Genomic DNA, 26,145 nt, shown 5'->3' with positions numbered 1-26,145 from the left:
AAGGTGAGGCAATTGACGGACTTTTGGATGGAATTAAAGCCGGTTGATTCGTATCAGATTCAAACAAGCGGCATTATTTCCAGTTATGATCGGCGGATCGTCACGCTTCTTTATCAGCCACTCATGGGACCGGATTGCCTGGCGCTCTACACAACGCTAGTAGCAGAAGTGGAAGATAACCGGATTTGCAGCCAGCCTAAAAGTCACATGCAGCTTCTAGGCCTGCTCAACATGGGCATCAAAGATTTTTTTGACGCCCGCATAAAACTTGAAGGTCTGGGCCTTCTGAAATCCTATCAAAAAATAACAGGCGATGAACGGCAGTATCTTTATGAAGTATTGCCCCCTTTATCTCCTGCACAATTTTTTCAAGACGGCCTTTTAAATATTTATCTATATAGCCAAATTGGCGCCAAATCTTACCAGCGATTGCGCGAATCATTTTCTGATAAGGTGATAGAGCTGGAGCATTATCAAGAAGTAACCCGTTCCTTCCAAGACGTTTTTGCCCCTTATCGACCTAATCAGGAAGTACTGATTGAAGAAACAGATGAACAGCCGATTTCAGGCAGCGAACCAGCTCCAATCGAATTAGACGGGCAGGACTTTGATCTTTCGCTTGTACTTGATCTTTTATCGCCTAATATGCTTGCGCGAAAAGAAGTGACAGCAGATGTCATCAAGGCCATGCGCAAGCTGCATCATATTTACGGGACAACGGAAAAAGAAATGGTGCGCTTTTTATATCGTGCCGCCAGAAACGACGGAACCATCGATATTGACCAGTTGCGCAAGATCGTGCGTGATAGTCATCGTTTGGCCAACAAGCATTATCCTCAATTAGTGTCCAAAACCGTGACGCAAAACGAAATAACATCGGATTCACTTTCAGCAGAAACATCAACAGATCCATTGCTGGCTTATTTTGAAAAAATTTCTCCACAGCAGCGACTGATTGATCTTGGGGAAGGATCGGCTTCAGAGGCTGACCTACAGATTATTGATGAAGTCATGGCTTCGCAAAAATTGCCTGAACCTGTCATGACGGTCTTAGTCGATTATGTGCTGAACCAATTAGATGGCAAACTCTATAAAAATTATATGGAAAAAATCGCTTCCCAGTGGAAACGTAAAAAAATCCAAACGGCCAAAGAAGCAATGGAACTTGCTGTTAGCGAACACGAACGCTACAAGGCTTTAAAAGAAAAGGAAACAACTGAACCCAAAGCAAGACGAGGCTATCATAAAGCTGCAAAAGGGCGCAAAGAAGTATTACCAGACTGGTTTAAAAATGGCGCAACACAAGAACAAACAATTGAAACGAAAAAGCTCGACATCACAGAAGAGGAAGAACGTGCCTTGGAAGAACAGGTTCGGAAAATCAAGCAAAATCTAAAGAAAGGTAGGTGAACGAGATGGATAATATCGAACGCACGCTGGGACAGCTTTTTGAAGGCCGTAATTTTGAAAAAGAGTATCAGACTTTAAAAGAAAAAGTCCTCGCTTATCCGCCAATTCAACAATTTCTCAAGGAAAATGAAGCAGAAATAACCGATCAGCTGATCAATCAAAATATTTCTAATTTGTATGAATTCATGACGCAACATCAAAAATTCACTGAAAATGAAGTGACTCTGATGCCTGGTTACGCCCCAAAACTGGTGTTAAATGGTGAGTTCATGACCGTCACCTATTATCCAACGCCAGAGAAAATTGAATCAGATAGAAGACGTGCGATCGAACGACGCATTCAGTCACTTTATATGCCGAAACAGGTTGTCGAGGCGTCACTTGATGAATTTTACACAGATGAGCAGCCGCGCCTTTTAGCCATGGTTGCAGCAAGTGAATTTATGCAGCAATATGATCCCACACATGAAAAAATGGTGCAAGGCCTCTTCATTCATGGCAGTTTTGGAACAGGGAAGTCTTATCTGCTAGGTGCAATTGCCAGAGAAATGGCTTTGCGCGGCGTCACGACCACACTTGTTTACCTGCCGGAGTTCATGCGTGAAGTCAAACAGGCCATTTCCGACAACACCGTGGGAGAAAAAATTCAATTTGCCAAAGAGACGGAAATTTTAATGCTTGATGATATCGGAGCTGAATCAATGACGGCTTGGACGCGAGATGAAGTTTTAGGTGCAATCCTTCAATACCGCATGCAGGAACAGCTGCCGACTTTCTTCTCCTCCAATTACAATATGGCACAGCTCGAAACACATCTCACGTTTTCGCAAAACGGTATGGAGGAACAATTAAAAGCGAGACGGTTGATGGAACGAATCCGCTATCTGGCTAAGGAAGTTGAATTAGAGGGTAAAAATCGCCGACTAAACTGATTTTCAGAAAAAGTCCTTGCCAAATGAAATATTAGGGCTTATAATGCAAGTAATAAGCAATCAGTGATGATAAGGACAACCATTCAAAGCTCAAGTGAACAGAGAAGGAGGGGTAGCTGGAAACCTCCACACATTGAATTTGATTTGGACCACCTTTGAACTTCTGTCAGGAACGTTTGGACTAGTAATGACAGACGACTCACCTACGTTATCGGTGACAAGAGGATGCACTAATTTGTGTATCAAATCTTGGGTGGAACCGCGTGTATTTAATACTCGTCCCTAGTTTTAGGGGCGAGTTTTTTTATTTTTATCCACTTTTTGCTAAAGTTTAGAATAAAAGGAGAAGATCATATGAAAATCACATTTCCTGATGGCGCTGTAAAAGAATTTGAAAGCGGCGTTTCAACAGCAGATATTGCGGAATCTATTAGCCCCAGCCTAAAGAAAAAAGCTTTGGCCGGCAAAATTAATCACGTACTGGTAGATTTGGTAACACCCATTGAAGAAGACGGAGAAATTGAAATCGTAACACCTGATCATCCAGATGCGCTGGAAATTTTGCGGCACAGTACAGCACATTTGATGGCACAAGCGTTGAAACGGCTCTATCCGGATGTAAAACTCGGCGTAGGTCCAGCGATTGATACTGGTTTTTATTATGATATCGATACAGAAACAGCCATCAGTGAGGAAGCATTCCCAGCCATTGAAAAAGAAATGCAGGCGATTGTACGTGAAAATTTGCCTATAACACGTGAAGTGGTTTCCCGTGCAGAAGCTGTAGAGCGATTTGGAAAATTAGGCGATCCTTATAAGTTAGAACTAATTGAAGCCATTCCAGAAGATGAAACAGTCACGATTTACACACAAGGTGAATTTTTCGATCTTTGCCGTGGTGTGCATGTACCTTCAACGGGTAAATTGCAAGTCTTTAAATTATTAAGTGTTGCAGGGGCATACTGGCGTGGGGACAGCAATAATAAAATGCTACAGCGGATTTATGGGACGGCCTTCTTTGATAAAAAACAATTAAAAGAGTTTCTGAAAATGCAAGAAGAAGCTAAAGAACGTGACCATCGTAAATTAGGGAAAGAACTCGATTTATTTGCCAATTCACCAGAAGTTGGACAAGGATTGCCGCTTTGGCTACCAAAGGGTGCAACGATTCGCCGCGTAATCGAGCGTTATATTGTCGATAAAGAAGAACGCCTTGGCTACAATCACGTCTATACACCGATTATGGCGAACGTTGAACTTTACAAAACAAGTGGCCACTGGGACCACTATCATGAAGATATGTTCCCAACGATGAAAATGGAAAATGAAGAATTAGTTCTTCGCCCAATGAACTGCCCGCATCATATGATGATTTATAAAAATGATATTCACAGCTACCGAGAATTACCAATTCGAATTGCCGAGCTTGGCTTAATGCATCGTTATGAAATGAGCGGGGCGCTTTCAGGTCTGCAACGTGTTCGCGGCATGACGCTTAACGATGCGCATGTGTTTGTTCGTCCAGATCAAATCAAAGATGAGTTCAAACGTGTACTTGAACTTATTTTAGAGGTTTACAAAGATTTCAATATTACAGATTACAATTTCCGCTTAAGCTACCGGGATCCAGAGAATACCGAAAAATATTTTGACGATGATGCCATGTGGGAAAAAGCCCAAACCATGCTAAAAGAAGCGATGGATGAAATGGGTATGGATTACTTTGAAGCAGAAGGTGAAGCAGCGTTTTATGGGCCTAAACTGGATGTTCAAGTAAAAACAGCGATTGGCAAAGAAGAAACGCTTTCCACTGTACAGCTTGATTTCTTACTTCCTGAACGCTTTGATCTGACTTACATTGGGGAAGACGGCGACAAACATCGCCCAGTTGTTATCCATCGTGGTGTTGTTTCAACTATGGAACGGTTTGTGGCCTATCTGATTGAAGAATATAAAGGGGCCTTCCCAACTTGGCTTGCTCCCGTACAAATGGAAATCATTCCGGTCAATGCAGATGTTCATCTTGAGTATGCTAAAAGTGTTCAAGATAAGCTGCAACGTGCTGGCTTCCGTGTAGAAATTGATGAACGCAATGAAAAGTTGGGCTATAAGATCCGTGAAGCACAAACACATAAAATCCCTTATGCACTTGTATTGGGTGATCAGGAAGCTTCATCGGATGCAGTAAATGTTCGTAAATACGGAGAAAAAGAATCCCGTACAGTGGGCATCCAAGAATTCATTCAAGAAATTATTGCTGAAGTAACAAAATTTTAATTCGTTGAAAGCCGCCTCGGCCACTATTTTTGGTCAAAGCGGCTTTTTCTTCGTGCTTTTTCACAGTTCTTCCGTTATACTGAAAAGAGAATTTGAAATGAAGGATGGACAAAACGGATGAAAGTAAATCAAGTTGAACTAGTTATCAGTGCCGTATGGGTAGAACAATACCCAGATGAACAACTGCCGGAATTTGCACTGGCCGGCCGCTCGAATGTTGGAAAATCATCGTTCATTAATAAGATGATCCAGCGAAAAAGCTTAGCACGAATTTCACAAAAGCCTGGTAAGACCCAGACACTCAATTTTTATCGAATTGAAAATCAGTTGTTCTTTGTCGATGTTCCAGGATATGGTTTTGCCAAAGTCTCCAAAAAAGAACGCGAAAAATGGGGAGAAATGATTGAAACCTACATTACGTCACGCGAACAGCTGCGGGCAGTGGTCCAAATTGTCGATTTACGGCACAAACCAACAAATGATGATGTAATGATGTACGAATTTTTGAAATACTACCAGATTCCGGTTATTTTAGTAGCCACAAAGGCTGACAAAATTCCACGAAGTAAATGGCAAAAAAATGCGAAGGTAGTGCGGGAAACATTAGATTTTGATCCAACCGACGATTTTGTCATGTTCTCCTCTGAGACAGGAATGGGTAGAGACGAAGCTTGGCACGCGATCAGCGCTAAAATGGATCAATAATAAAAAAAGTGTTTTTTAGGTAATCATTTCCTGAGAAGCGCTTTTTTATTTTCACAAACGGCTTATTTGGAAGTCAGATTTGAAAATGATAGAATAAAGCTAATTGATATAAGGGGGATTAGAGATGTATATTCTCTCCATTGGGCTCAATCACAAAACTGCGCCCATTAAAATCCGCGAAAAATTCGCATTTAAAGAAACCGAAGAGTTGCTAGCCTTAACAACCTTGCAACAGGAAAAAAGCATACTTGAAAATGTCATTTTATCAACGTGCAATCGGACAGAAATCATTGCTGTAGTGGATCAGCTTCATACAGGTCGTTATTATTTAAAGCGTTTTTTAGCCACATGGTTTCAAGAAGACATGCAGGCAATCGAACCTTACCTCTACTTTTTTGAGGAAGAAGAAGCAGTCAGACACCTATTCAAAGTAACGACGGGACTCGATTCACTGGTATTAGGTGAAACGCAAATTCTAGGTCAAGTAAAGCAGGCATATAAAACGGCGCAAGAAGCCGGTTCAACAGGAACTTTACTCAATCAATTGTTTCAAGAAGCGATTCGCTTTGCCAAAAATGCTCATCATGATACGAAAATTAATGATCATGCCGCTTCAGTCAGCTATGCAGCAGTTGAAATAGCTAAAAAACTGTATACTGATATTACCTCGCGTTCTATTTTACTGATCGGAGCTGGTCAAATGAGTGAGCTCGCGCTGAAAAACTTGGCGCCGCTATCAGCTGAAAAAATAACGATTATTAATCGAACTTTCCAAAAAGCAGAAGAGTTAGCTAGTCAATTTCAAGCGGTTGCTGCCCCGCTGTCAGCCCTTGAAGATCAGCTAGAAGAAGCGGATATCGTGTTAGTTTCGAGTGGCGCTGATTCCTATTTATTGACGCAGGGTATGGTAGAAGCGGTTATTCAAAAACGAACAGCCCCTTTACTCGTCATTGATATTGCTTTACCACGTAATGTTGACCCGCTTTGTGCACGAATTCCCAATGTCTTTTTATATGATCTCGATGATTTAGATGGTATCGTATCCGCGAATACAGCCGAACGAAGACGGATTACTGAAGCGCTTGAACAAAAAATTGAAATAGCCACAACGGCGTTTTTTGAGTGGGAAAAACAATTGGGTGTTGTTCCGCTGATTCACTCGCTAAGAACAAACGCCTTAACCGTACAACAAGAAGTCATGGAGAGCTTAACTCATAAATTGCCTAGTTTAACCGAGCATGAATATGTGATCATCAGGAAACACATGAAAAGTATTGTCAACCAGCTTTTGAAACAGCCCATCTTAGAAGTGAAAGAAATGGCGGCGCGCGAAGATGCAGCCCATGAAATCGAAATTTTTCAACGAATTTTTAATTTGACAGATGAAACCACAACGTCAATCGAAATGAGGGAAACCGATGTCTCGCAAGATAATCGTTGGATCGCGAAAAAGTAAGCTCGCACTTACACAGACAAATTGGGTCATTCAAGAGCTTAAAAAGAAGCGGCCGGAACTAGAATTTCAAATTTATGAAATCATCACAAAAGGCGATAAAATCCTTGATGTCACACTGAACAAAGTAGGAGGGAAAGGTCTGTTTGTTAGCGAAGTCGAAACGGCTCTCCAAACAGGTGAAATTGATTTTGCTGTACATAGCATGAAAGATGTTCCAGCTCAGTTAGCTGCGGAACTTACAATTGGCGCCATTCCCAAGCGTGAATCACCGTTTGACTGCCTTGTATTTGATCAAGTTGACCATTGGGATCAGCTACCATCTGGAGCAATTATAGGTACTAGCAGTTTAAGACGAGCCGCCCAGCTTCAGAGGCTTCGACCAGATTTTCAAATCCGCTCCATTCGAGGGAATATTGATACGCGTTTAAAAAAACTCCATGAGGAAGCGTTTGATGCAATTGTGTTAGCCGAGGCCGGCTTGGCACGAATGGGCTGGCTCAATCACGCCAAGCTAAAATGGGCTTCCTTACCAGCTGAGATTTGTCTGCCAGCAGTAGGACAAGGGGCTTTGGCGGTAGAATGCCGAGAAACTGATTTAGAGATTCGTCAACTTTTAGCCTCCATTCATGACGTAGAAACCGCATTTACCGTTCGAGCCGAGCGGGCATTCTTGAAGCGACTTGACGGTGGATGCGAAATACCATTAGCGGGGTTTGCTGAAAAACATGATACTCAGGTGCGACTTCGCGGAATGGTAGCAGAACCAGAAAGTGGCACGTTTTATCGAACAATCAAGATTGGCAGTGATCCAGAACAAGTTGGCGTTTTGGCTGCGGAGGAGTTACTGGCTTCCGGTGCTGAAAAAGTCATTCGCGAGTTGAAACAAAATGACTAGAGCGATTGTTTTGACGCGTGCAAAGGCAGAAAATCGGCAATATCAGTCTCTCATTGAAGAAAGTGGCTTTCGATTTATCAATTTTCCGCTCATCCAAACTATCCCACTTGATTTCGATTTCACTGAGGAAAATCTCAAAGCTGATTGGTTCTTTTTTACAAGTGTCACAACTGTGCGCTTTTTTTTCGAAAAGATTTCCCCAAGACGGATTAACGCGAGAATTGCAGCCATCGGTGAAAAAACTTGTGCAGAACTAAGGAAAAATGGTTTGACTGTCCACTTTCAGCCTAGTAAATTTGAAACATCTATTTTTTTAGAAGAATGGTTGAACGCTTTCCCTGCGCCTTCAAAAATATATTTCCCACAAAGCGCCCTTGGAAAAGATGAAATAAAAAATCAGCTGACGGCTTTAGGTTATCAAATCGACGTTCAACCCATCTATACAACAATCACACCTAACGATGCAAAACAAAATAAAGCAAAACTTCTAGTTGAACAGAATCCCATTATTACTTTTGCAAGCCCGTCTGCTTGGGCACATTTTTTGTCATTATTCCAATCGGAAATGACTCATTTTCAAATAGGCTCCATTGGTCCAGTTACAACCAAAGCTATTGAAAAAAGCGGTTATTCTGTTCATTTTGAACCAGACCGATATACGATGACGGATTTACTTAGAAAGATTATAGAGGAGACGAATTAATATGAACCAATTTGATAGACACCGCAGACTCAGATCTTCTCGTGCAATGCGAGAACTCGTGCGTGAAACAAGACTTACAATGGATGACTTTATTTATCCGCTTTTCATTAAAGAAGGCGAAGAGCCTAAAACAGAGGTTCCGTCTATGCCAGGTATTTTCCAATTTTCTTTGCATGAGCTCAAAGAGGAGTTGGAGCAGATTGTGGCGTGCGGGATTCAGGCAGTCATTTTGTTTGGCATTCCCGCGCATAAAGATGCAGTTGGAACAGGTGCTTTTCATGAGCACGGGATTATTCAGGAAGCAACGCGTCTAATCAAGGAGGCTTATCCAGAGCTTCTCGTCGTAGCGGATACCTGTTTATGCGAGTTTACAGATCATGGACATTGCGGACTAGTAGAAAACGGCCAAATATTGAACGATGCTTCTTTGGAGATTTTGGTGCAAACGGCCGTTAGCCAAGCGGAAGCCGGTGCAGATATTATTGCCCCTTCTAATATGATGGATGGCTTTGTCTCGGCAATTCGAGTTGGCCTTGATGAAGCTGGTTTCCAAGACATTCCGATTATGTCCTATGCAGTGAAATATGCTTCCTCTTTTTATGGACCATTCCGAGATGCAGCAAACGGCGCTCCACAATTTGGTGACCGAAAAACGTATCAAATGGATCCTGCAAATCGAATGGAGGCTTTTCGTGAAGCAGCTAGTGATGAAACTGAGGGGGCAGACTTTCTTATAATTAAACCAGCGCTATCCTATTTGGATATTTTGCGTGATATAAAAAACACATCCCATTTACCACTAGTTGCTTATAACGTGAGTGGTGAGTATGCAATGGTAAAAGCAGCTGGACAAAACGGCTGGATCGATGAAGAGAAAATTGTTTTAGAAATGCTCCTCAGTATGAAACGTGCAGGTGCTGATTTGATTATTTCTTATTTTGCCAAAGATGTTGCGAATTATCTTAAAAAAGGAGGTCACGGAGAATGAATAACTATACAAACTCCAAGAAAGCTTTTGATACAGCACAAAAACTTATGCCCGGCGGTGTAAATAGTCCGGTACGTGCGTTTAAGTCGGTGGATGCGGCGCCTGTTTTTATGGATCATGGAAAAGGAGCTTACATAACTGATATTGATGGAAATGAATATATCGACTATGTTTTATCTTGGGGGCCGCTGATTTTAGGTCATGCCGATCCCCATGTAACGAGTGCCATTACAGCAGCCGCTCAAAAAGGAACCAGCTTTGGCACACCAACAGAAATTGAAACAGAACTAGCCAAACTGGTTATTGAACGTGTCCCATCTATCGAAGTTGTTCGCATGGTCTCATCCGGAACAGAAGCCACAATGAGTGCGATTCGTTTAGCACGTGGTTATACAAAACGCGACAAGATTTTAAAATTTGAAGGCAGTTATCACGGACACGGCGATTCCCTTCTTATAAAAGCCGGATCGGGCCTTGCTACACTCGGTCTTCCAGACTCACCGGGTGTTACAAAAGACCTCGCGAAAGACACCATTACGGTCCCTTATAATGATCTGGAAGGAGCACAAGCGGCGTTTGAACATTTTGGCGAAGAAATTGCCTGTGTGATTGTCGAACCTGTAGCAGGGAATATGGGTGTCGTCCCACCAATTGAAGGTTTTCTGGAAGGACTCCGCGATTTAACCACTGAGTATGGCAGCTTGCTAATTTTCGATGAAGTAATGAGCGGCTTCCGTGTAGATTACTATTCTGCGCAAGGTTATTTTGTTGTAACGCCAGACCTAACATGCCTAGGAAAAGTAATTGGCGGTGGACTGCCTGTAGGTGCGTACGGTGGAAAACGTGAAATTATGGAACAGATTGCACCAGCAGGACCGATTTATCAAGCGGGCACACTTTCTGGAAATCCCATTGCCATGACTGCTGGCTATGAGACATTAAAACAGCTGACACCGCATCATTATGACCGGTTCCGCGATTTGATCAAACGATTGGAAGAGGGACTCACACAATTAAGTGAAAAATATCAAGTTCCAGTTGCAGTCAATCAGGCAGGTTCCATGTTCGGCTTCTTTTTCACCGAACAGAAGGTCATCAATTTTGAAACAGCAAAATCGAGCGATCTGACCTTTTTCAGTCATTATTATCGGGAAATGTTAAATCAAGGTATCTTCTTGCCACCCTCCCAATTTGAAGGCGTCTTTTTGTCTACTGCTCATACAGAAAAAGAAATTGACCGAACTTTGGAAGCTATCGAGTATACCTTTAAAGTTTTGAAAGATTGACGATTTCACAAACTTTTGTTAAACTGAAATCATTCTTATAATGAATAGCAAAGAACAGGAAGAGTAAATTAGTTTCATTTTCCAAGAGAGAAAGTGGTTGGTGTGAACTTTCAGAATGAACTAATTGAAGGTAGCCTGGGAGCTGTTTTTCTGAACTAAAAGTAGGAAAAACCGGTGGATTAAACACCGTTAACAATTCAAGTGCTCAATTTTTGAGTATAAAGGTGGTACCGCGGAAGCTAAACTCTTTTCGTCCTTTTCGGATGGAAGGAGTTTTTTTATTTTAAAAGGAGGATGCAGAATGAGCGATCAAGAATTGAAAATGCCTACCAAATACGAGCCTCAGAAAGTAGAAGAAGGCCGCTATAAATGGTGGATTGAAAATGAATTTTTTAAAGCAGAAGGAAATCAGGAAAAACAACCCTTCAGTGTGGTAATTCCGCCACCAAATGTAACTGGAAAGCTGCATCTAGGCCATGCTTGGGATACCACTTTACAAGATATCATTACACGTATCAAAAGAATGCAAGGGTTTGATACGCTTTATTTACCAGGAATGGATCACGCCGGCATTGCCACACAAGCAAAAGTGGAAGAAAAGCTCCGAGCATCGTCTATTTCTCGCCATGATTTAGGTCGCGAAAAATTTGTTCAACAAGTTTGGGATTGGAAAGAAGAGTATGCTGGCTTCATTCGCGAGCAATGGGAAAAACTTGGATTAGGATTAGATTATTCTCGTGAACGCTTTACACTAGATGATGGTTTGTCAGATGCGGTAAAAAAAGTTTTCGTTACACTTTATGAAAAAGGGCTAATCTATCGTGGTCAATATATTATTAACTGGGATCCAGTAGCTCGGACAGCCCTCTCAGATATTGAAGTCATTCATAAAGATATTGAAGGTAGTTTTTATCATCTGAAATACCCACTTACAGATGGCTCAGGATATTTAGAAGTGGCTACAACACGTCCAGAAACCATCCCTGGTGATACGGCAGTTGCTGTCCATCCAAAAGACGAACGCTATCAACATCTGATTGGGAAGACAATTATGCTCCCTGTGATGAATCGCGAAATTCCTATCGTAGCAGATGAGTATGTGGATCGTGAGTTTGGGTCTGGTGCTGTAAAAATCACTCCTGCACATGATCCAAACGACTTTGAGGTTGGTAATCGCCATGATCTTCCACGCCTTATCGTGATGAATGAAGATGGTTCAATGAATGAAGCGGCAGGTAAATATGTTGGACTAGACCGCTTTGAAGCTCGAAAAGCAATCATAGAAGATTTTAAAGAGCTCGGTCTATTTATTAAGCAGGAGCCTCATCTGCATGCTGTTGGACATTCAGAAAGAACTGGAGCAGTTGTCGAGCCTTATTTATCGTTACAATGGTTCGTTAAGATGAAGCCACTAGCAAAAGAGGCAATCGATCTCCAAAGCACTGAAAACAAAGTGCATTTTGTACCTAATCGTTTTGAAAAAACTTATACGACCTGGATGGAAAACATTCATGATTGGTGTATTTCTAGGCAGCTATGGTGGGGGCATCGCATTCCTGCCTGGTATCATAAGGAAACAGGTGAAATCTACGTTGGCGAACAACCTCCAGCGGATATTGAAAACTGGGAACAGGATGAAGATGTGCTTGATACTTGGTTTAGTTCAGCTCTTTGGCCGTTTTCAACAATGGGTTGGCCGGATACTGCTAATGAAGATTTTCAGCATTTCTTCCCAACTAATACACTAGTAACCGGTTATGACATTATTTATTTTTGGGTATCAAGAATGATTTTCCAATCAATCGAATTTACTGGAGAAAGACCATTTAAAGATACACTTATTCATGGGCTCGTTCGTGATGCTGAGGGACGCAAGATGTCTAAATCGCTTGGTAATGGTGTTGATCCAATTGATGTGATTGACCGTTATGGTGCGGATTCTCTTCGCTATACACTGTCTACAGGAACCGCTCCAGGCCAAGATTTGAAATTCAGCTTCGAAAAAGTGGAAGCTACTTGGAATTTTATTAACAAAATTTGGAACGCTTCACGTTTTGCTTTGATGAACATGAATGGATTAAGTTATGATGAAATCAATCTGACCAATGTCAAAGAAGTGAGCGACAAGTGGATATTGACTCGCTTAAATGAAACAATCGAAAATGTTACATCTCTAGTCGAAAAATATGAGTTTGGTGAAGTAGGTCGGACACTTTACAACTTTATTTGGGACGACTTTTGTGATTGGTACATTGAAATTGCTAAAATATCACTGTATGGTGACGATGAAGAGGTCAAGCAAACTACTCGTTCTGTACTAGCCTACGTACTTGAGAATACGATGAAACTTCTTCATCCGTTTATGCCATTTGTGACAGAAGAAATTTGGCAAAACCTACCTCACCAAGGCAACTCGATTACAGTTGCTCCATGGCCGGAAGTGAAAAAAGAACAAATGGATCACAAGGCTAGCGAGGCAATGAAAGTATTAGTGGAGATTATTCGTGCCGTTAGAAACATTCGAGCAGAAGTACAAACCCCACTTAGCAAGAAAATTGATTTAGAATTAAAACCCGCTAATCCAGCCTATCAAGAAATTATCGAAGCGAACATCTCTTATATTGAGCGTTTCTGTAATCCTGATAAATTGACAATTTCCCAGGATATTCAGCCTTCAAGCACCGCTATGACAGCAGTAGTATCGGGTGTGGAAATTTATTTGCCACTAAAAGGGTTGATCAATATCGAAGAAGAGATCAAACGTTTAGAAAAAGAATTAGAGAAATGGCAAAAAGAGGTTTCACGTGTCCAGGGAAAACTAGCTAATGAGCGCTTTATTTCAAAAGCACCTGAACAAGTAGTAGCAGAAGAGCGCGCAAAAGAGAAAGACTATCTTTCAAAACAAGCATCCGTGACAGAACGGATAGCAAATTTGAAAAATCTATAATATAAATGGCAGACCTCGAGTGAAACAATTTCTTGAGGTCTGTTTTCCAAAAGGAGTCAAGAAGATGGACAACGCCAAATATGAGGAAGCACTTGCTTGGATTCACGGAACGCTTCGATTAGGTATCAAGCCGGGATTAAAAAGAATGGAGCTTATGCTTGAAAAGTTAGGGCATCCTGAACAAAAAAATAAGTGGATTCATGTTGCAGGCACAAATGGTAAAGGATCAACAGTGACCTTTATTCGAAAGATTCTTGAAAATAGCGGATTCAAAGTAGGCACCTTTACCTCCCCTTATATCGAAACATTCAATGAGCGTATCAGTGTAAACGGGCAACCTATTAGTGACGAAGCAATTGTTGCTTTGACTGAACGTATCCGCCCAGTGGCAAGCGAAGTAGCTAAAACTGAATATGGAGCTCCATCTGAATTTGAAATTATCACGGCAATGATGTTCGTATATTTTGCTGATTTTGATACGATTGATTATGGGATCATTGAAGTTGGACTTGGTGGAAGATTGGATTCTACCAACGTTTTAATCCCTTTAATCTGCGTTATTACAACAATCGGCCTAGATCACACTGAATTTTTAGGTGAAACGATTGAGGCTATTGCAGGAGAAAAGGGTGGAATTATAAAAATGGGCGTGCCTGTTGTGTCTGGTGTCGAGCAGTCTGGTGCAAAAAAAGTACTTCAAAATATTGCTGAAGGGAAGCAGACTAAAATTTATCAGCTGGGCCAAGATTTTTTTATTGAAAAAATTGCCCCAAGTAAGATGCTGTTTAACAGGACAACTGAAAGAATTTCTAATCTTACAATTGGGCTTGAAGGCGATCACCAGTTAAGAAATGCATCTCTCGCCATTCAAACTGTGCTAATGCTAGATGAAAACATATCCGAAACCGCCATTCGCTCAGGATTAGCCAAAGCTGTCTGGCCAGGAAGATTCGAGAAGCTTAGTCAACAACCAGCGATTATTTTAGACGGTGCGCACAATCCAGAAGGTATAGAAACATTAGTTCACACAGCCAAGCAAAAACATCAAACCATCTATTTTCTTACAAGTATTTTGAGTGACAAGGACTATTCGGCTATGATCAAGCAATTGCAAGCTGTTCCAGAATCATCCGTCACACTTACTACATTCAACTACCCGAGAGCTATGACTGAAAGTATGCTCCAAATAGCGTCTCAGCAATTAAAGGTTACTGCTGCGCCTGATTGGCAGTTATGGTTAGAAAAGTATTTGACAGAACCGCATTCGCAAGAGTTGCTAATAATTACAGGGTCGCTTTATTTTATTTCAGAGGTCCGAAGCTATTTAAAAAGTTGCGTTAAAGTAGACTTAGTATAAAAAACTTGTTTTAAATAATCAAATAGTAAAAATTAATTTTTTAAGGTGTAAAAAGCATTTTCGTCCTAAAGAGAAAATGCTTTTTTTGCGTAGCGGAACCTAAGCAAAATTCAAAATTACCAAGATGCAGTATTTATTAATTCATGCTAGACTGCAAGTAAATCTTCGAGGTGATCATCATGATTTATATTTATTTGTTTGTCTATTCATCCATTATCTTTTCTTTTATCCACGTGGCGGCAAAAGCGATTCCCCAAAAGCAATCTTTTTTGTTTCGTTTTTCAGAATGCGATGTCTGTCATCAGCCGCTAGGAATGACAGAAATCATCCCAATTGTTTCCTATTGCTGGAATAAAGGGCGTGCAAAATGCTGTGGCTCTCGTATACAAATAAGTTACTTGGTTTTTGAATTACTTTGTCCTATTACAATTTGCTGCTTTTTTTCAGAGCTGGAAGGAACACAGTTTCTTTTGGCTTCCATGCTTTTTATGTGGTTGACCTTTTTTACTTTAACTGATTGTTACTATTTGCATATTCCAAATGTCGCCGTTTATTTTTTTCTTCTCTCAGTTTGTCTTTTCAGATACTTTACAGAGTTTGAATTTTTCCCTATACTACAAGATTTTATCGGGAGCGGTCTTTTTTTTTGGAATCTTATATTTCTTTTTCAAGCGGGGGATCGGCTTAGGAGACATCAAATTATTGATTATTTTAGGTACTGCTGTGGGTTTTTTAGGAAGTTACTATATTTTTTGTCTAGCCACAATGACAGCAGCCCTTGTCATCGGTATATTGTTTCTAGTAAAAAAAGTAAACCACACAACGTATTTTCCATTTGTTCCGTTCATCTATTTTAGCTTTATTTGCTACATGACTTTTCAATAAAGGAGGCCTTTAAAAAATGGTCTACCCCATTCCCAAACAACCACGAGAAAAACTTCAATATCTTGGCCCAGAAGCATTACAAGATTCAGAGTTAATTGCATTACTACTGGAAACTGGCACGCGAAATGAGAGTGTAAGAGAAGTAGCAGAGCGGTTAGTAATGAAGTTTCGACAACTTACAGAAATGCAATTTGCCACATTAGAAGAGTTAAAGGAAATTAATGGCATTGGTGTAGCAAAAGCTGCCAAGATTATTGCTGCTATTGAACTTGGAAAAAGAATTCATTTTGTTTCAGAACTCTCGAATCTTCGTATTGTACACCCTGAAGATGCAGTGAAAATTGTGATGCCTGAACTAAAATTTCTTTATCAGGAACATTTTCATTGTCTTTTTCTCAATAGTAAAAATCAGGTTATCCATAGAGAGACTGTTTTTGTAGGGGGCTTAAATGTCAGCATTGTTCATCCACGAGAGGTATTCCGCCTTGCATTACGCCATTCGGCCGCATCCATTTTATGCTTTCATAACCATCCTTCTGGAGATCCCACACCATCAAATGAGGATATTCAGGTTACTGAACGCTTGATTGAAGCAGGTAATGTGGTAGGAATTCCACTCCTTGATCATATCATTATTGGAAAAAACCAATACTTGAGTTTAAAAGAAAAGGGTTTCATTTAAAGAAAAATTAAAATTTCATCCTTCTCATGAAAAATTAATGTCTGATTTCTCTTCTTATGTTATAATATAGTGGTTGTTTATGTGTTGGAGTATATAGAAACATAACACAAAGGGATATTAGGGTAAACCTAACCTTTACACTGTAAAAGATCCCCTGTAAAACATAAAAAGATTATTTTGAAAGAAAAGGAGAATACAGATGTTTGGATTTGGAAACAAAGATATTGGTATTGACCTCGGAACGGCAAATACACTTGTCTATATGAAAGGGAAGGATATCGTCTTAAGAGAACCATCCGTTGTTGCAATGAAAAAAGATACACAGGAGATCGTTGCAGTTGGTAGCGAGGCTAAGAATATGATTGGTCGTACACCAGGTAATATTGTAGCTATTCGTCCAATGAAAGACGGCGTAATTGCGGATTATGATACAACAGCTGCAATGATGAAATATTATATCCAAAAAGCAGGAAAAGGCGTTAGTACGAGCAAACCACGTGTTATGATCTGTGTTCCTTCTGGTATTACAGGTGTTGAAAAACGTGCTGTCACTGACGCAACTCGTCAAGCGGGTGCAAAAGAAGCTTACACAATCGAAGAACCTTTTGCAGCAGCAATTGGAGCTGGACTTCCAGTATGGGATCCAACAGGAAGTATGGTCGTTGATATTGGCGGCGGTACAACTGAAGTGGCGGTTATTTCTCTTGGAGGAATTGTAACAAGTCGTTCAGTTCGCACAGCTGGTGATGATATGGATGACGCTATTATTAATTATATTCGCAAAAAATATAACTTATTAATTGGAGATCGTACAGCTGAAACAATTAAAATGGAAATTGGCTCTGCTGATGCTGCTAATTTAGAATTAGCACCGTTTAGTATTCGCGGTCGTGATCTTGTAACAGGTCTACCTAAAACTATTGAAGTGACAAAAGAAGAGGTAAGTGAAGCACTGGCGGATACAGTGGCTGCTATTATTGATGCAGTGAAGAGCACGCTAGAAAACACTCCACCTGAGCTTTCTGCTGATATTATGGACAAAGGAATTGTTCTTACAGGTGGTGGAGCATTACTTCGCAACTTAGATTCGGTTATCTCTGAAGAAACTAAAATGCCGGTGATTATTGCGGATGAGCCGCTTGATTGTGTGGCAATTGGTACAGGGAAGTCTCTTGAAAACATGGATCTATATAAAAAGAAAAAAATGAATTAAGAGAACATGCTCATTTATTTTGACTGACAAGCTTGTTGACTGCAAATGAAAAAAGAGGATTAGCGAAATGAGGTGTTCGTGATGCCGCAATTTTTTCTCAATAAACGTTTGATTGTTCTCTTAGTCTCAATTATTGTTTTAGTAGCACTAGTTGGGTTTTCGCTGCGTGACCGCGAAAATGCATCTTGGCCAGAACAATTTGTTAAAGATGTAGCCGGATTCGGTGAGAATATTATTTCCAAACCAGCTTCATTTGTTTCAGGTGTGATCGATGATGCATCTGATCTTAAAAATACTTACGAAGAAAACAAACGCTTAAAAAAACGTTTAGAAGAAGTGGCGCAACTTGAAAGTGAAGTAGCGGATTTAGAAAAAGAAAATGCAGAACTTAAAGAGTCTTTGGGTATCCAAGACAGTATTCGTGATTATGATCCAATCAATGCGACTGTTATCTCTCGAAATCCAACCAATTGGAATGAACAAGTTGAGATTGACAAAGGATCAAAAGATGGTATCAAACCAGATATGGCTGTAATGACGCCAGGTGGTCTCATTGGTAAAGTAACATCAACCGGTGCAAAATCTTCTACTGTGGAACTAATTTCTTCTTCAGATACAAGAAACAGGGTATCTGCTAAAGTGCAGGGAGACAGTGATGCATTCGGGATTATCAATGGTTATGATTCAGATTCTCAATTACTAGAGCTCAAGCAGCTCCCGTATGATATGAAATTTGAAAAAGGACAAAAAGTTGTGACGTCCGGAATGGGCGGTAAATTCCCAGCAGGTATTTATATCGGAACGATTGAAAAGGCCGAGACAGATAAGATGGGGCTTTCACAAACAGCCTATGTCAAACCAGGTGCGGATCTTTACCATCTTGATCAAGTCATTGTTTTGAAGCGAACAGCAGAAACTACTGACAGCGGAGATGATGAAACTTCCTCAACAACAGATAGTAGTACGCAAACGTCTGGAGGAAATTAACGATGAATGTGAGAAAAAACATTTGGTTACCAGCCATTATGATTGGCACATTCATCCTTGAAGGGATTATCAGCCTTCTTTTCGCTAAACAATTGTTTGGTGAAAGTCATCTTTTTATCCCGCATTTCATCTTGATCATGCTGATTTTGATGACCGTTTATTATAATCGGAATACAACGCTTATTTATGCATTTATATTGGGAATTGTCTTTGATATTTATTATACGAGTATCATGGGTATCTATTTTGCCATTTTCCCTTTTACTGTATATCTAACGGATAAATTTATGAAAGTGTTGCAGGATAATATTGTATTGGTGGGGCTTGTAACAGTTTTTAACGTGATTTTATGTGAAAGTCTCGTTTATGCGTTTTATTATTTAATTGGCTCGACAACAATGGATATTGCTACTTTTGTAGATGTTAGGCTTTGGACAACTATTTTGTTCAATTTGGCGTTTTTCTTAATTGTCTATTTTCCGTTTCGACACTTTCTTCAAAAAATGAAGAAATTTGAACAAAAATGAAAGAAGCAGCTTGAAGCGCTGACACCTTTTCCCTTTATGGGTATTGTCGTCTGCAACATTCAAGCTGCTTTTTGACACTATATCTATCTTTCTTCCTGATTTTTTTGTATAATGGATTTTGACAGACTTTTAATAGAAGGAAAATCTTAGTTGTGGGGTGAACAACCAAATGAAAAAAAATGTGCAAATCAAAGGGACAAAAGATGGCATTCAAATCTTTTTGAATGACCAAGCCGGCGTATCTGAGCTGGAAGAAGAATTGCTCGTTTTATTGCGTGAGCAAAAGCAAGCACCCTATGGCGGTGAAAAATTGCCTGTTCAAGTGAGCATTGGAAATCGGCTTTTTTCAGAAGAAGAGGAGCAACGTATTGCTAAGATTATCAAAGAAAACAGTCAAATGGATATTAAATCTTTTTATAGTAATGTTATGACGAAAGAAGCTGCCAAAAGATGGAAAGAAGAAGATCAAGTTTATCGCATGGCAACAATCATTCGTTCAGGACAAATTATTCATGTTCCTGGAGATTTCCTTTTAATTGGAGATATTAATCCAGGTGGACAGATTCGAGCAGATGGTAGTATCTACATACTTGGTAAGATTAAAGGTATTGTACATGCAGGGTTTTCTGGGGATCAGCAAACGGTCGTCGCTGGTAAATTCCTTTATCCGTCACAAGTAAGAATTGCAGAAAAGTATTATCGTTTTGATGATGAAGCTTACAAAGAAGTAGAAGATACCACATTATCTTCAGCTTATGTGAACGAAAAAGAAGAGGTTGTCATTGATGAAATACATAAAATCAGAAAAGTTAGACCTGAAATTTCTAATTTTGAGGGAGGTTATTAAACATGGGTGAAGCGATTGTTATTACTTCTGGGAAAGGCGGCGTCGGAAAAACGACCTCTACCGCTAATATCGGGACAGCTCTTGCACTTCAAGGCAAGAAAGTTTGTCTGATTGACATGGATATCGGCCTCCGCAATCTCGATGTTGTTTTGGGCCTTGAAAATCGAATTATTTATGATTTGGTAGATGTTGTTGAAGGCAGATGTAAAATGCATCAAGCGATGATTAAAGATAAGCGTTTTGATGATTTACTATTTTTGCTTCCAGCAGCTCAAACGACGGATAAATCTGCAGTTACAGCTGAACAGATGATTGCGCTTATTGGCGAATTAAAACCAGATTTTGATTATATTCTAATAGATTGTCCAGCAGGAATTGAGACTGGATATAAAAATGCAGTGGCAGGGGCTGATAAAGCAATTGTCGTTACGACACCGGAGATTTCTGCCGTTCGAGATGCGGATCGAATTATTGGTTTGCTTGAAAAAGAAGAGATTGAACCGCCAAAACTGATTATTAATCGAATCCGAACACAAATGATGCAAAATGGAGATGTGATGGATATTGATGAAATCACCACCCATTTGTCAATTGAACTTTTAGGCATTATCATAGATGACGATGAAGTTATTCGTTCTTCTAATAGCGGTGATCCGGTAGCGATGTTACCGAATAATCGTGCTTCCCAAGGGTACCGCAATATAGCACGCCGCATTCTGGGTGAGTCCATTCCTTTAATGTCAATTGAAACACAAAAACCAGGATTTTTTGCCCGTCTAAAACAATTATTTTCAGGAAAATAAAGAAATGCAGGTCAACTTTTAAACACTTAGGGGTTGACCTGTTTTTTTTGAAAGGAGCTTTTTTATGCGTCAACTAGTCGTTCAGGCAGCTTTATCCGAAAAAAGAATAGCTTTTTTAGAAGATGGAAAATTACAAGCATTGGAATTAATTCGTCCAACAGACCAAGCGCTTCCGGGAGATCTCTATTATGCGCAAGTAGAAAAAATAGATCGAAAAACAGCGGCTTGCTTTCTTAATTTAGGGAAGGAAAAGGCTTTTCTGCATCTGAAAGATATTCCAAATGGGAAAACGGTTACGCAGGGCGCTCGTTTCCCAGTTATGATTGTTCGAGAAGGTAATCAGCATAAATTACCGCTTGCAACTGGCTGGTTAGAATTTAGTGGAGAGTTGCTTGTGTTTATGCCTTATAAAGGATATCAAGCATTTTCAAAACGGCTAGACCAAGCGGCTAGAAAGCAATTAACAGACTGGTTGGAGGATATTTTACAGGAAGAGGATGGCATTCTATTTCGTTCAAAAGCTGGATCTGCATCAAAAGAAGCGCTTCTAGCAGAGTGGGAGATGCTGCAGATGCAATTTCAACAGCTTCAGGCACAAATCACGCGTTCTAAGAAAACAGGGCCCTTATCGACTGGCACGGGGCGTTTAGAGGATGCGGTACAAAGAATGCAGCAAACCTACCAGCCTGATCATATCTACACAGATACGAAACTGAACTTTTTAAAGCAGGCCCAGTTTCAATCAAGCAGAAATATTTTTGATGATTTTGCCATCGAAGCGGCAATTAATAAGCTAACGCAGCAGGAAGTCCTTTTGCCGAATGGAACGACTATTTTTATTGAAAAAACTGAAGCAATGTGGGTAATTGATGTTAATTCTGCTCAGTTTAGAGGAAATTTCTCCAAACAAGAAGCTGTAGCAAGAATTAATCAAGAAGCTGTACCAGAAATTTTTCGTCAAATTCGCCTTCGCAATATGAGTGGTCTGATTGTCATTGACTTTATCAATCATCTAGATCCTACAGATGACCTCGAATTGACTGAAAAAGTAGAAACCTATGCTGCAAAAGAGACGATTACAACACAAATTGCCAACTATTCAAAATCGGGTCTTATGCAATTAACTCGTCGCAAACGAAAAAAATCTTGGCTAGAAGAGACGCATCAGCTTTGCCCTGTATGTAAGGGGACAGGACATGTGGCAAGTGCACTAACCTTTGCCTATCAGCTTGAACGAGAGCTAAGCGGCCTTTATAGACCGGAACTAAACATCGTGTTAGTTGTTGCGACAGAAGATGTTCTATCCGCTTTTCTGGATTTAGGAAGTTTTTCTGACGCACCTATTGAATGGGAAATTGCAGAAGAAGCTGTGCCATTTTATCAAATCCTGCAAGTTGAATGAAGCCTGTTGACACCAGGGGCCAGCTATGCTATGATTTTAATGTTATGTTTGTAGCGCACCACGCTACAACCGCACAAAAATGGATTTAAGTGTGTCGATTTATTCGAAACCTCCATTGCTGGCGAGTCTTAGTATATGAGGAGGTGCAAGTATGTACGCAATTATTGAAACTGGTGGGAAACAAATCAAAGTAGAAGCAGGCCAAGAAATCTATGTTGAAAAACTAACAGGTGAAATTGGTGATGTGGTGACTTTTGATAAAGTTCTTTTCGTTTCTGGCGATGCTGCAAAAGTAGGTGTTCCATTCGTGGAAGGCGCAACTGTTACAGCGAAGATTGAAAAACAAGGTCGTGCTAAGAAATTAACGGTTTATAAATATAAACCTAAAAAGAACTACCACAAAAAACAAGGTCATCGTCAACCTTACACAAAACTGACAATTGATGCGATTAACGCTTAATTGAAAGGACGAACCTGATGATTCATGTACGAGTAGAGCGGAAAAATAATCAAATTATTTCTTTTACAATGGATGGTCATGCAGATTTTGCTGAACACGGGAGTGATCTCGTATGTGCTGGTGCATCGTCAATTGCTTTCGGGATGATTAATGCGATTGCAGAAGTTATGCCAGAGGGTTTTGATCCAACGCTTGCACAAGATGAAGGCTATCTCTATTATGAACTTCCGGCTGCATTTAGAAATGATCAAGTTATCCAAACGCTTTTAACGGGCATGGTGAATCAATTACGATCACTAGCGTACAGCTATCCTGATCATATAAAAATAAACTCCAAATAGGAGGTGTCTAGTATGTTAAAATTTGATATTCAACATTTTGCCCACAAAAAAGGCGGTGGTTCCACTTCCAATGGTCGTGATTCAGAATCCAAACGTCTTGGCGCGAAACGTGCTGACGGTCAATTCGTGACTGGCGGTTCAATTCTTTATCGTCAACGTGGTACAAAAATCTATCCTGGAACTAACGTAGGTCGTGGCGGCGATGATACACTTTTCGCTAAAACTGACGGCATCGTTCGTTTTGAACGTATGGGCCGTGACAAGAAAAAAGTTAGTGTTTATCCAGTAGCACAAGAAGCTTAATATTTTAAGATTCGCACACGTTTGCTTCGCGCAGCGTGTGTTTTTTTTGTGTGCTATAAATATTTTACAGAAATTTTTCATTCTTTTAGGTTAGAGTGCATTGGAACGCGGGTAAATGAGTAAAGTAGTAGCCGTGATCACTTGTGAATTCACACGCAAGTCGTTTGATTGACAGCGCTTTCTTCCTATGGTTAAATAAAACCAAGTTAATGATTTTGTCAGGAGAAGAGATGACAATCAAAACGGTATTGGATCACAAAATACCCTTGTTTTGATTGTCATTTTTCTTTTGAAATAAATAGTTCAGCAGCTAAACAAGGGGCAAAGTGTTTGCAAGCAGGACTAAAAAACTAATCAAAAGGAGTTGGAAAAAATGATCGACACAAGTTTAGGGACGCAGTTTCTAGGGGAGTTGATTGGCACAGCTGTACTTGTTCTTTTTGGCGGTGGAGTTGTCGCGGGGGTTTCACTAAAATGGTCAAAAGCAGAAAGTGGCGGCTGGGTGGTTGTCACACTTGCTTGGGGGCTTGCTGTAACAATGGGTGTATATGTCTCTGGGTATATGAGCATGGCGCATCTCAATCCAGCTGTAACACTCGGAATGGCGCTTGCTGGAGCTTTTCCTTGGGATTATGTGCTTCCTTATATTGGCGCTCAATTTATCGGAGCCTTTATAGGCGCCACACTTGTTTGGCTGCACTACTATCCTCATTGGAAAAAAACAGAGGATAAACCGACGAAACTGGGTGTGTTTTCAACTGCACCTGCCATCCGTCATTATACATCAAACGTTTTTGGTGAAGCACTGGGTACCTTTATTTTAGTATTTGGTTTATTATCACTTGGTGCAAATACATTTTCAGAGGGCTTAAATCCACTAGTAGTGGGCGCACTTATTGTTGTTATTGGGATGAGTCTAGGGGGCACAACCGGTTATGCAATCAATCCAGCTCGTGACCTAGGGCCAAGAATTGCGCACTTTGTTTGGCCAATTGCCGGTAAAGGCGGATCTGACTGGTCCTATTCTTGGGTGCCAGTAATTGGACCACTTCTTGGAGGGGCGCTTGGGGCACTCTCCTACAATGCAATTATTAATGGAGACGTTAGCATGTGGCTATGGGCGTTTGGCGCATTATTTATACTCGTCCTAGTTCTCGCAATGACACTCGACAAGAAAAATGATTTAACGTAATCTTTAACATAAGACGAAGTTTGCAAAGATACTTAAAGGAGGATTTTCAACAATGGAAAAGAAATATATTTTAGCACTCGACCAAGGAACCACTAGTTCGCGTGCAATGATTATTGATAGTGATGGGGAAGTAATCGGGGTAGAACAGGAAGAGTTTGAACAAATTTTCCCAAAACCAGGTTGGGTTGAACATAATGCAAATGAAATTTGGGCTTCCATTCTTGCTGTCATTGCGGGTGTTCTTTTGAAAACCAATATTTCGTCTAAACAAATTGCTGGTATCGGGATCACCAATCAGCGTGAAACGACGGTTGTTTGGGACAAGGAAAGTGGCAATCCTATCTATAACGCGATTGTTTGGCAGTCTCGGCAAACAGATGATATCTGCAAAAAGTTGCGCGCAGATGGTCGTGAAGAAATGGTACGTGAAAAAACTGGGTTACTGATTGATGCATACTTCGCTGGAACAAAAGTACGCTGGATTTTGGATAACGTTGATGGAGCACAGGAACGTGCTGAAAAAGGCGAGCTGCTTTTCGGAACGATTGACAGTTGGCTTGTCTGGAAATTGACTGGCGGCCGTGCCCATGTCACAGACTATTCGAATGCTTCCAGGACACTACTTTACAATATTTTCGATCTAAAGTGGGATGACGAACTTCTTGAGATGCTTAATGTACCGAAAGCCATGCTGCCAGAAGTGAGAGAATCCTCCGAAATCTACGCAAAAACTGTCCCTTATCATTTCTTTGGTGAGGAGGTTCCTGTATGCGGAATTGCCGGCGACCAACAGTCCGCGCTATTTGGTCAGGGCTGCTTTGAAAAAGGAATGGCAAAAAACACCTATGGAACAGGTTGCTTCCTGCTTATGAATACAGGCGATAAAGCCGTTCGCTCTGAAAACGGTCTGTTAACGACGCTTGCATGGGGACTTGATGGAAAGGTCGAATATGCGCTTGAAGGAAGTATTTTTGTTGCAGGATCCGCCATTCAGTGGCTCCGTGACGGTCTTAGAATGGTCCGACAATCAAGCGATTCGGAAAATTATGCTGAACGAATTGAAAGCTCTGATGGTGTCTATGTCGTCCCAGCATTTGTTGGTTTAGGTGCTCCTTATTGGGACTCAGATGTTCGTGGTGCTGTGTTTGGCATCACCCGTGGGACAGAAAAAGAACACTTCATTCGCGCTACATTAGAATCCCTTGCCTATCAGACCCGTGATGTGCTGCATGCGATGGAGCAGGATTCAAAAATCAAGCTGAAAGCACTCCGAGTTGATGGTGGGGCTTCGGCGAACAACTTCTTAATGCAGTTCCAAGCTGATATCTTAGATGTTCCTGTCGAACGTCCAGAGAATCTGGAAACGACTGTTTTGGGCGCTGCATACTTGGCAGGTCTAGCTGTTGGTGTGTGGGAAGATAAGAAAGAAATTATCAAAAATTGGAAACTAAATAAACGTTTTGAAGTTGAAATGAAAGAGGAAACACGTGAACAACTTTATGACGGTTGGCATAAAGCGGTAAATGCTGCACAAGCTTTTAAATAAT

Annotated in this window: 24 protein-coding genes, 1 pseudogene and 3 other annotated features; all 25 genes and pseudogenes read left to right on the top strand. The window is 40.6% G+C overall.

Translation table 11 applies throughout. From position 1 onward, the window contains the following. Nucleotides 1-3: 3 nt before the first annotated feature. Complete coding sequence (locus tag CS921_RS01580; protein WP_240422283.1) at nt 4-1,410, top strand: replication initiation and membrane attachment family protein; 1,407 nt, start codon at nt 4-6, stop codon at nt 1,408-1,410. Nucleotides 1,411-1,415: 5 nt separating this feature from the next. Then, nucleotides 1,416-2,342, top strand: coding sequence for a primosomal protein DnaI (gene dnaI, locus CS921_RS01575; RefSeq protein WP_099221281.1), 927 nt, complete (start codon nt 1,416-1,418; stop codon nt 2,340-2,342). Between the two features lie 57 nt (nt 2,343-2,399). Then, nucleotides 2,400-2,629 (top strand) — a binding site (T-box leader). Nucleotides 2,630-2,696: 67 nt separating this feature from the next. After that, the gene (gene thrS / locus CS921_RS01570; RefSeq protein WP_099221280.1) at nt 2,697-4,619 is read left to right on the top strand and encodes a threonine--tRNA ligase; all 1,923 of its coding nucleotides are present in this window, start codon (nt 2,697-2,699) and stop codon (nt 4,617-4,619) included. Between the two features lie 117 nt (nt 4,620-4,736). After that, entirely contained in the window at nt 4,737-5,324 is a 588-nt protein-coding gene (gene yihA / locus CS921_RS01565) for a ribosome biogenesis GTP-binding protein YihA/YsxC (protein WP_099221279.1), read from the top strand. A 124-nt stretch (nt 5,325-5,448) separates the two neighbouring features. After that, entirely contained in the window at nt 5,449-6,780 is a 1,332-nt protein-coding gene (gene hemA / locus CS921_RS01560) for a glutamyl-tRNA reductase (RefSeq protein WP_099221278.1), read from the top strand. Then, nucleotides 6,743-7,675 (top strand): hydroxymethylbilane synthase, encoded by a 933-nt coding sequence (gene hemC / locus CS921_RS01555; protein ID WP_099221277.1) that lies wholly within the window; start codon nt 6,743-6,745, stop codon nt 7,673-7,675. Before hemA ends, hemC begins: the two co-directional genes overlap by 38 nt. Before the next feature lie 10 nt (nt 7,676-7,685). After that, the gene (locus tag CS921_RS01550) at nt 7,686-8,378 is read left to right on the top strand and encodes a uroporphyrinogen-III synthase (protein ID WP_162921661.1); all 693 of its coding nucleotides are present in this window, start codon (nt 7,686-7,688) and stop codon (nt 8,376-8,378) included. A gap of 1 nt (nt 8,379) precedes the next feature. After that, complete coding sequence (hemB, locus tag CS921_RS01545; protein WP_099221275.1) at nt 8,380-9,366, top strand: porphobilinogen synthase; 987 nt, start codon at nt 8,380-8,382, stop codon at nt 9,364-9,366. Continuing rightward, entirely contained in the window at nt 9,363-10,652 is a 1,290-nt protein-coding gene (gene hemL / locus CS921_RS01540; RefSeq protein ID WP_099221274.1) for a glutamate-1-semialdehyde 2,1-aminomutase, read from the top strand. The genes hemB and hemL overlap by 4 nt, the downstream gene beginning before the upstream one ends. Before the next feature lie 41 nt (nt 10,653-10,693). Next, nucleotides 10,694-10,913: a binding site (T-box leader), on the top strand. 40 nt (nt 10,914-10,953) lie between these two features. Further along, nucleotides 10,954-13,599, top strand: coding sequence for a valine--tRNA ligase (locus CS921_RS01535; RefSeq protein ID WP_099221273.1), 2,646 nt, complete (start codon nt 10,954-10,956; stop codon nt 13,597-13,599). Between the two features lie 64 nt (nt 13,600-13,663). After that, on the top strand, nt 13,664-14,956 hold the full coding sequence (locus CS921_RS01530) for a bifunctional folylpolyglutamate synthase/dihydrofolate synthase (RefSeq protein ID WP_099221272.1): 1,293 nt from the start codon (nt 13,664-13,666) through the stop codon (nt 14,954-14,956). Nucleotides 14,957-15,135: 179 nt separating this feature from the next. Beyond that, a pseudogene (locus CS921_RS15835) lies at nt 15,136-15,387 on the top strand (prepilin peptidase); the annotation flags it as partial. Nucleotides 15,388-15,496: 109 nt separating this feature from the next. Then, nucleotides 15,497-15,841 carry a prepilin peptidase gene (locus tag CS921_RS15830; protein WP_099221271.1) on the top strand — a complete coding sequence of 115 codons (345 nt, stop codon included), beginning with the start codon at nt 15,497-15,499 and terminating at the stop codon, nt 15,839-15,841. 16 nt (nt 15,842-15,857) lie between these two features. Then, on the top strand, nt 15,858-16,523 hold the full coding sequence (radC, locus tag CS921_RS01515) for a RadC family protein (protein WP_099221270.1): 666 nt from the start codon (nt 15,858-15,860) through the stop codon (nt 16,521-16,523). Between the two features lie 199 nt (nt 16,524-16,722). Next, a complete protein-coding gene (locus CS921_RS01510; protein ID WP_099221269.1) occupies nt 16,723-17,736 on the top strand; it encodes a rod shape-determining protein in 1,014 nt (337 codons plus the stop codon). Nucleotides 17,737-17,817: 81 nt separating this feature from the next. Continuing rightward, a complete protein-coding gene (mreC, locus tag CS921_RS01505) occupies nt 17,818-18,723 on the top strand; it encodes a rod shape-determining protein MreC (RefSeq protein WP_099221268.1) in 906 nt (301 codons plus the stop codon). Nucleotides 18,724-18,725: 2 nt separating this feature from the next. After that, a complete protein-coding gene (gene mreD, locus CS921_RS01500) occupies nt 18,726-19,250 on the top strand; it encodes a rod shape-determining protein MreD (RefSeq protein WP_099221267.1) in 525 nt (174 codons plus the stop codon). Nucleotides 19,251-19,419: 169 nt separating this feature from the next. Next, nucleotides 19,420-20,097, top strand: coding sequence for a septum site-determining protein MinC (gene minC / locus CS921_RS01495; protein ID WP_099221266.1), 678 nt, complete (start codon nt 19,420-19,422; stop codon nt 20,095-20,097). Between the two features lie 2 nt (nt 20,098-20,099). Next, complete coding sequence (gene minD, locus CS921_RS01490; RefSeq protein WP_099221265.1) at nt 20,100-20,900, top strand: septum site-determining protein MinD; 801 nt, start codon at nt 20,100-20,102, stop codon at nt 20,898-20,900. A 64-nt stretch (nt 20,901-20,964) separates the two neighbouring features. After that, nucleotides 20,965-22,302, top strand: a complete 1,338-nt coding sequence (locus CS921_RS01485) for a ribonuclease E/G (protein WP_099221264.1) — start codon at nt 20,965-20,967, stop codon at nt 22,300-22,302. Nucleotides 22,303-22,359: 57 nt separating this feature from the next. Beyond that, nucleotides 22,360-22,441, top strand: a sequence feature (ribosomal protein L21 leader region). Between the two features lie 12 nt (nt 22,442-22,453). Next, nucleotides 22,454-22,762, top strand: coding sequence for a 50S ribosomal protein L21 (gene rplU / locus CS921_RS01480; RefSeq protein ID WP_099221263.1), 309 nt, complete (start codon nt 22,454-22,456; stop codon nt 22,760-22,762). 17 nt (nt 22,763-22,779) lie between these two features. Further along, entirely contained in the window at nt 22,780-23,103 is a 324-nt protein-coding gene (locus tag CS921_RS01475) for a ribosomal-processing cysteine protease Prp (RefSeq protein ID WP_099221262.1), read from the top strand. Between the two features lie 12 nt (nt 23,104-23,115). Continuing rightward, nucleotides 23,116-23,406 (top strand): 50S ribosomal protein L27, encoded by a 291-nt coding sequence (gene rpmA, locus CS921_RS01470; protein WP_099221261.1) that lies wholly within the window; start codon nt 23,116-23,118, stop codon nt 23,404-23,406. A gap of 373 nt (nt 23,407-23,779) precedes the next feature. Next, entirely contained in the window at nt 23,780-24,598 is an 819-nt protein-coding gene (locus CS921_RS01465; RefSeq protein WP_099221260.1) for an MIP/aquaporin family protein, read from the top strand. Between the two features lie 52 nt (nt 24,599-24,650). Next, the gene (gene glpK, locus CS921_RS01460; protein WP_099221259.1) at nt 24,651-26,144 is read left to right on the top strand and encodes a glycerol kinase GlpK; all 1,494 of its coding nucleotides are present in this window, start codon (nt 24,651-24,653) and stop codon (nt 26,142-26,144) included. Nucleotide 26,145 lies beyond the last annotated feature (1 nt).

The sequence above is a fragment of the Listeria costaricensis genome, from assembly GCF_900183385.1.
GTDB lineage: Bacteria > Bacillota > Bacilli > Lactobacillales > Listeriaceae > Listeria > Listeria costaricensis.
Note: the sequence above shows the minus strand (reverse complement) of the source record. Positions and strands in the feature narration are given on the sequence as shown.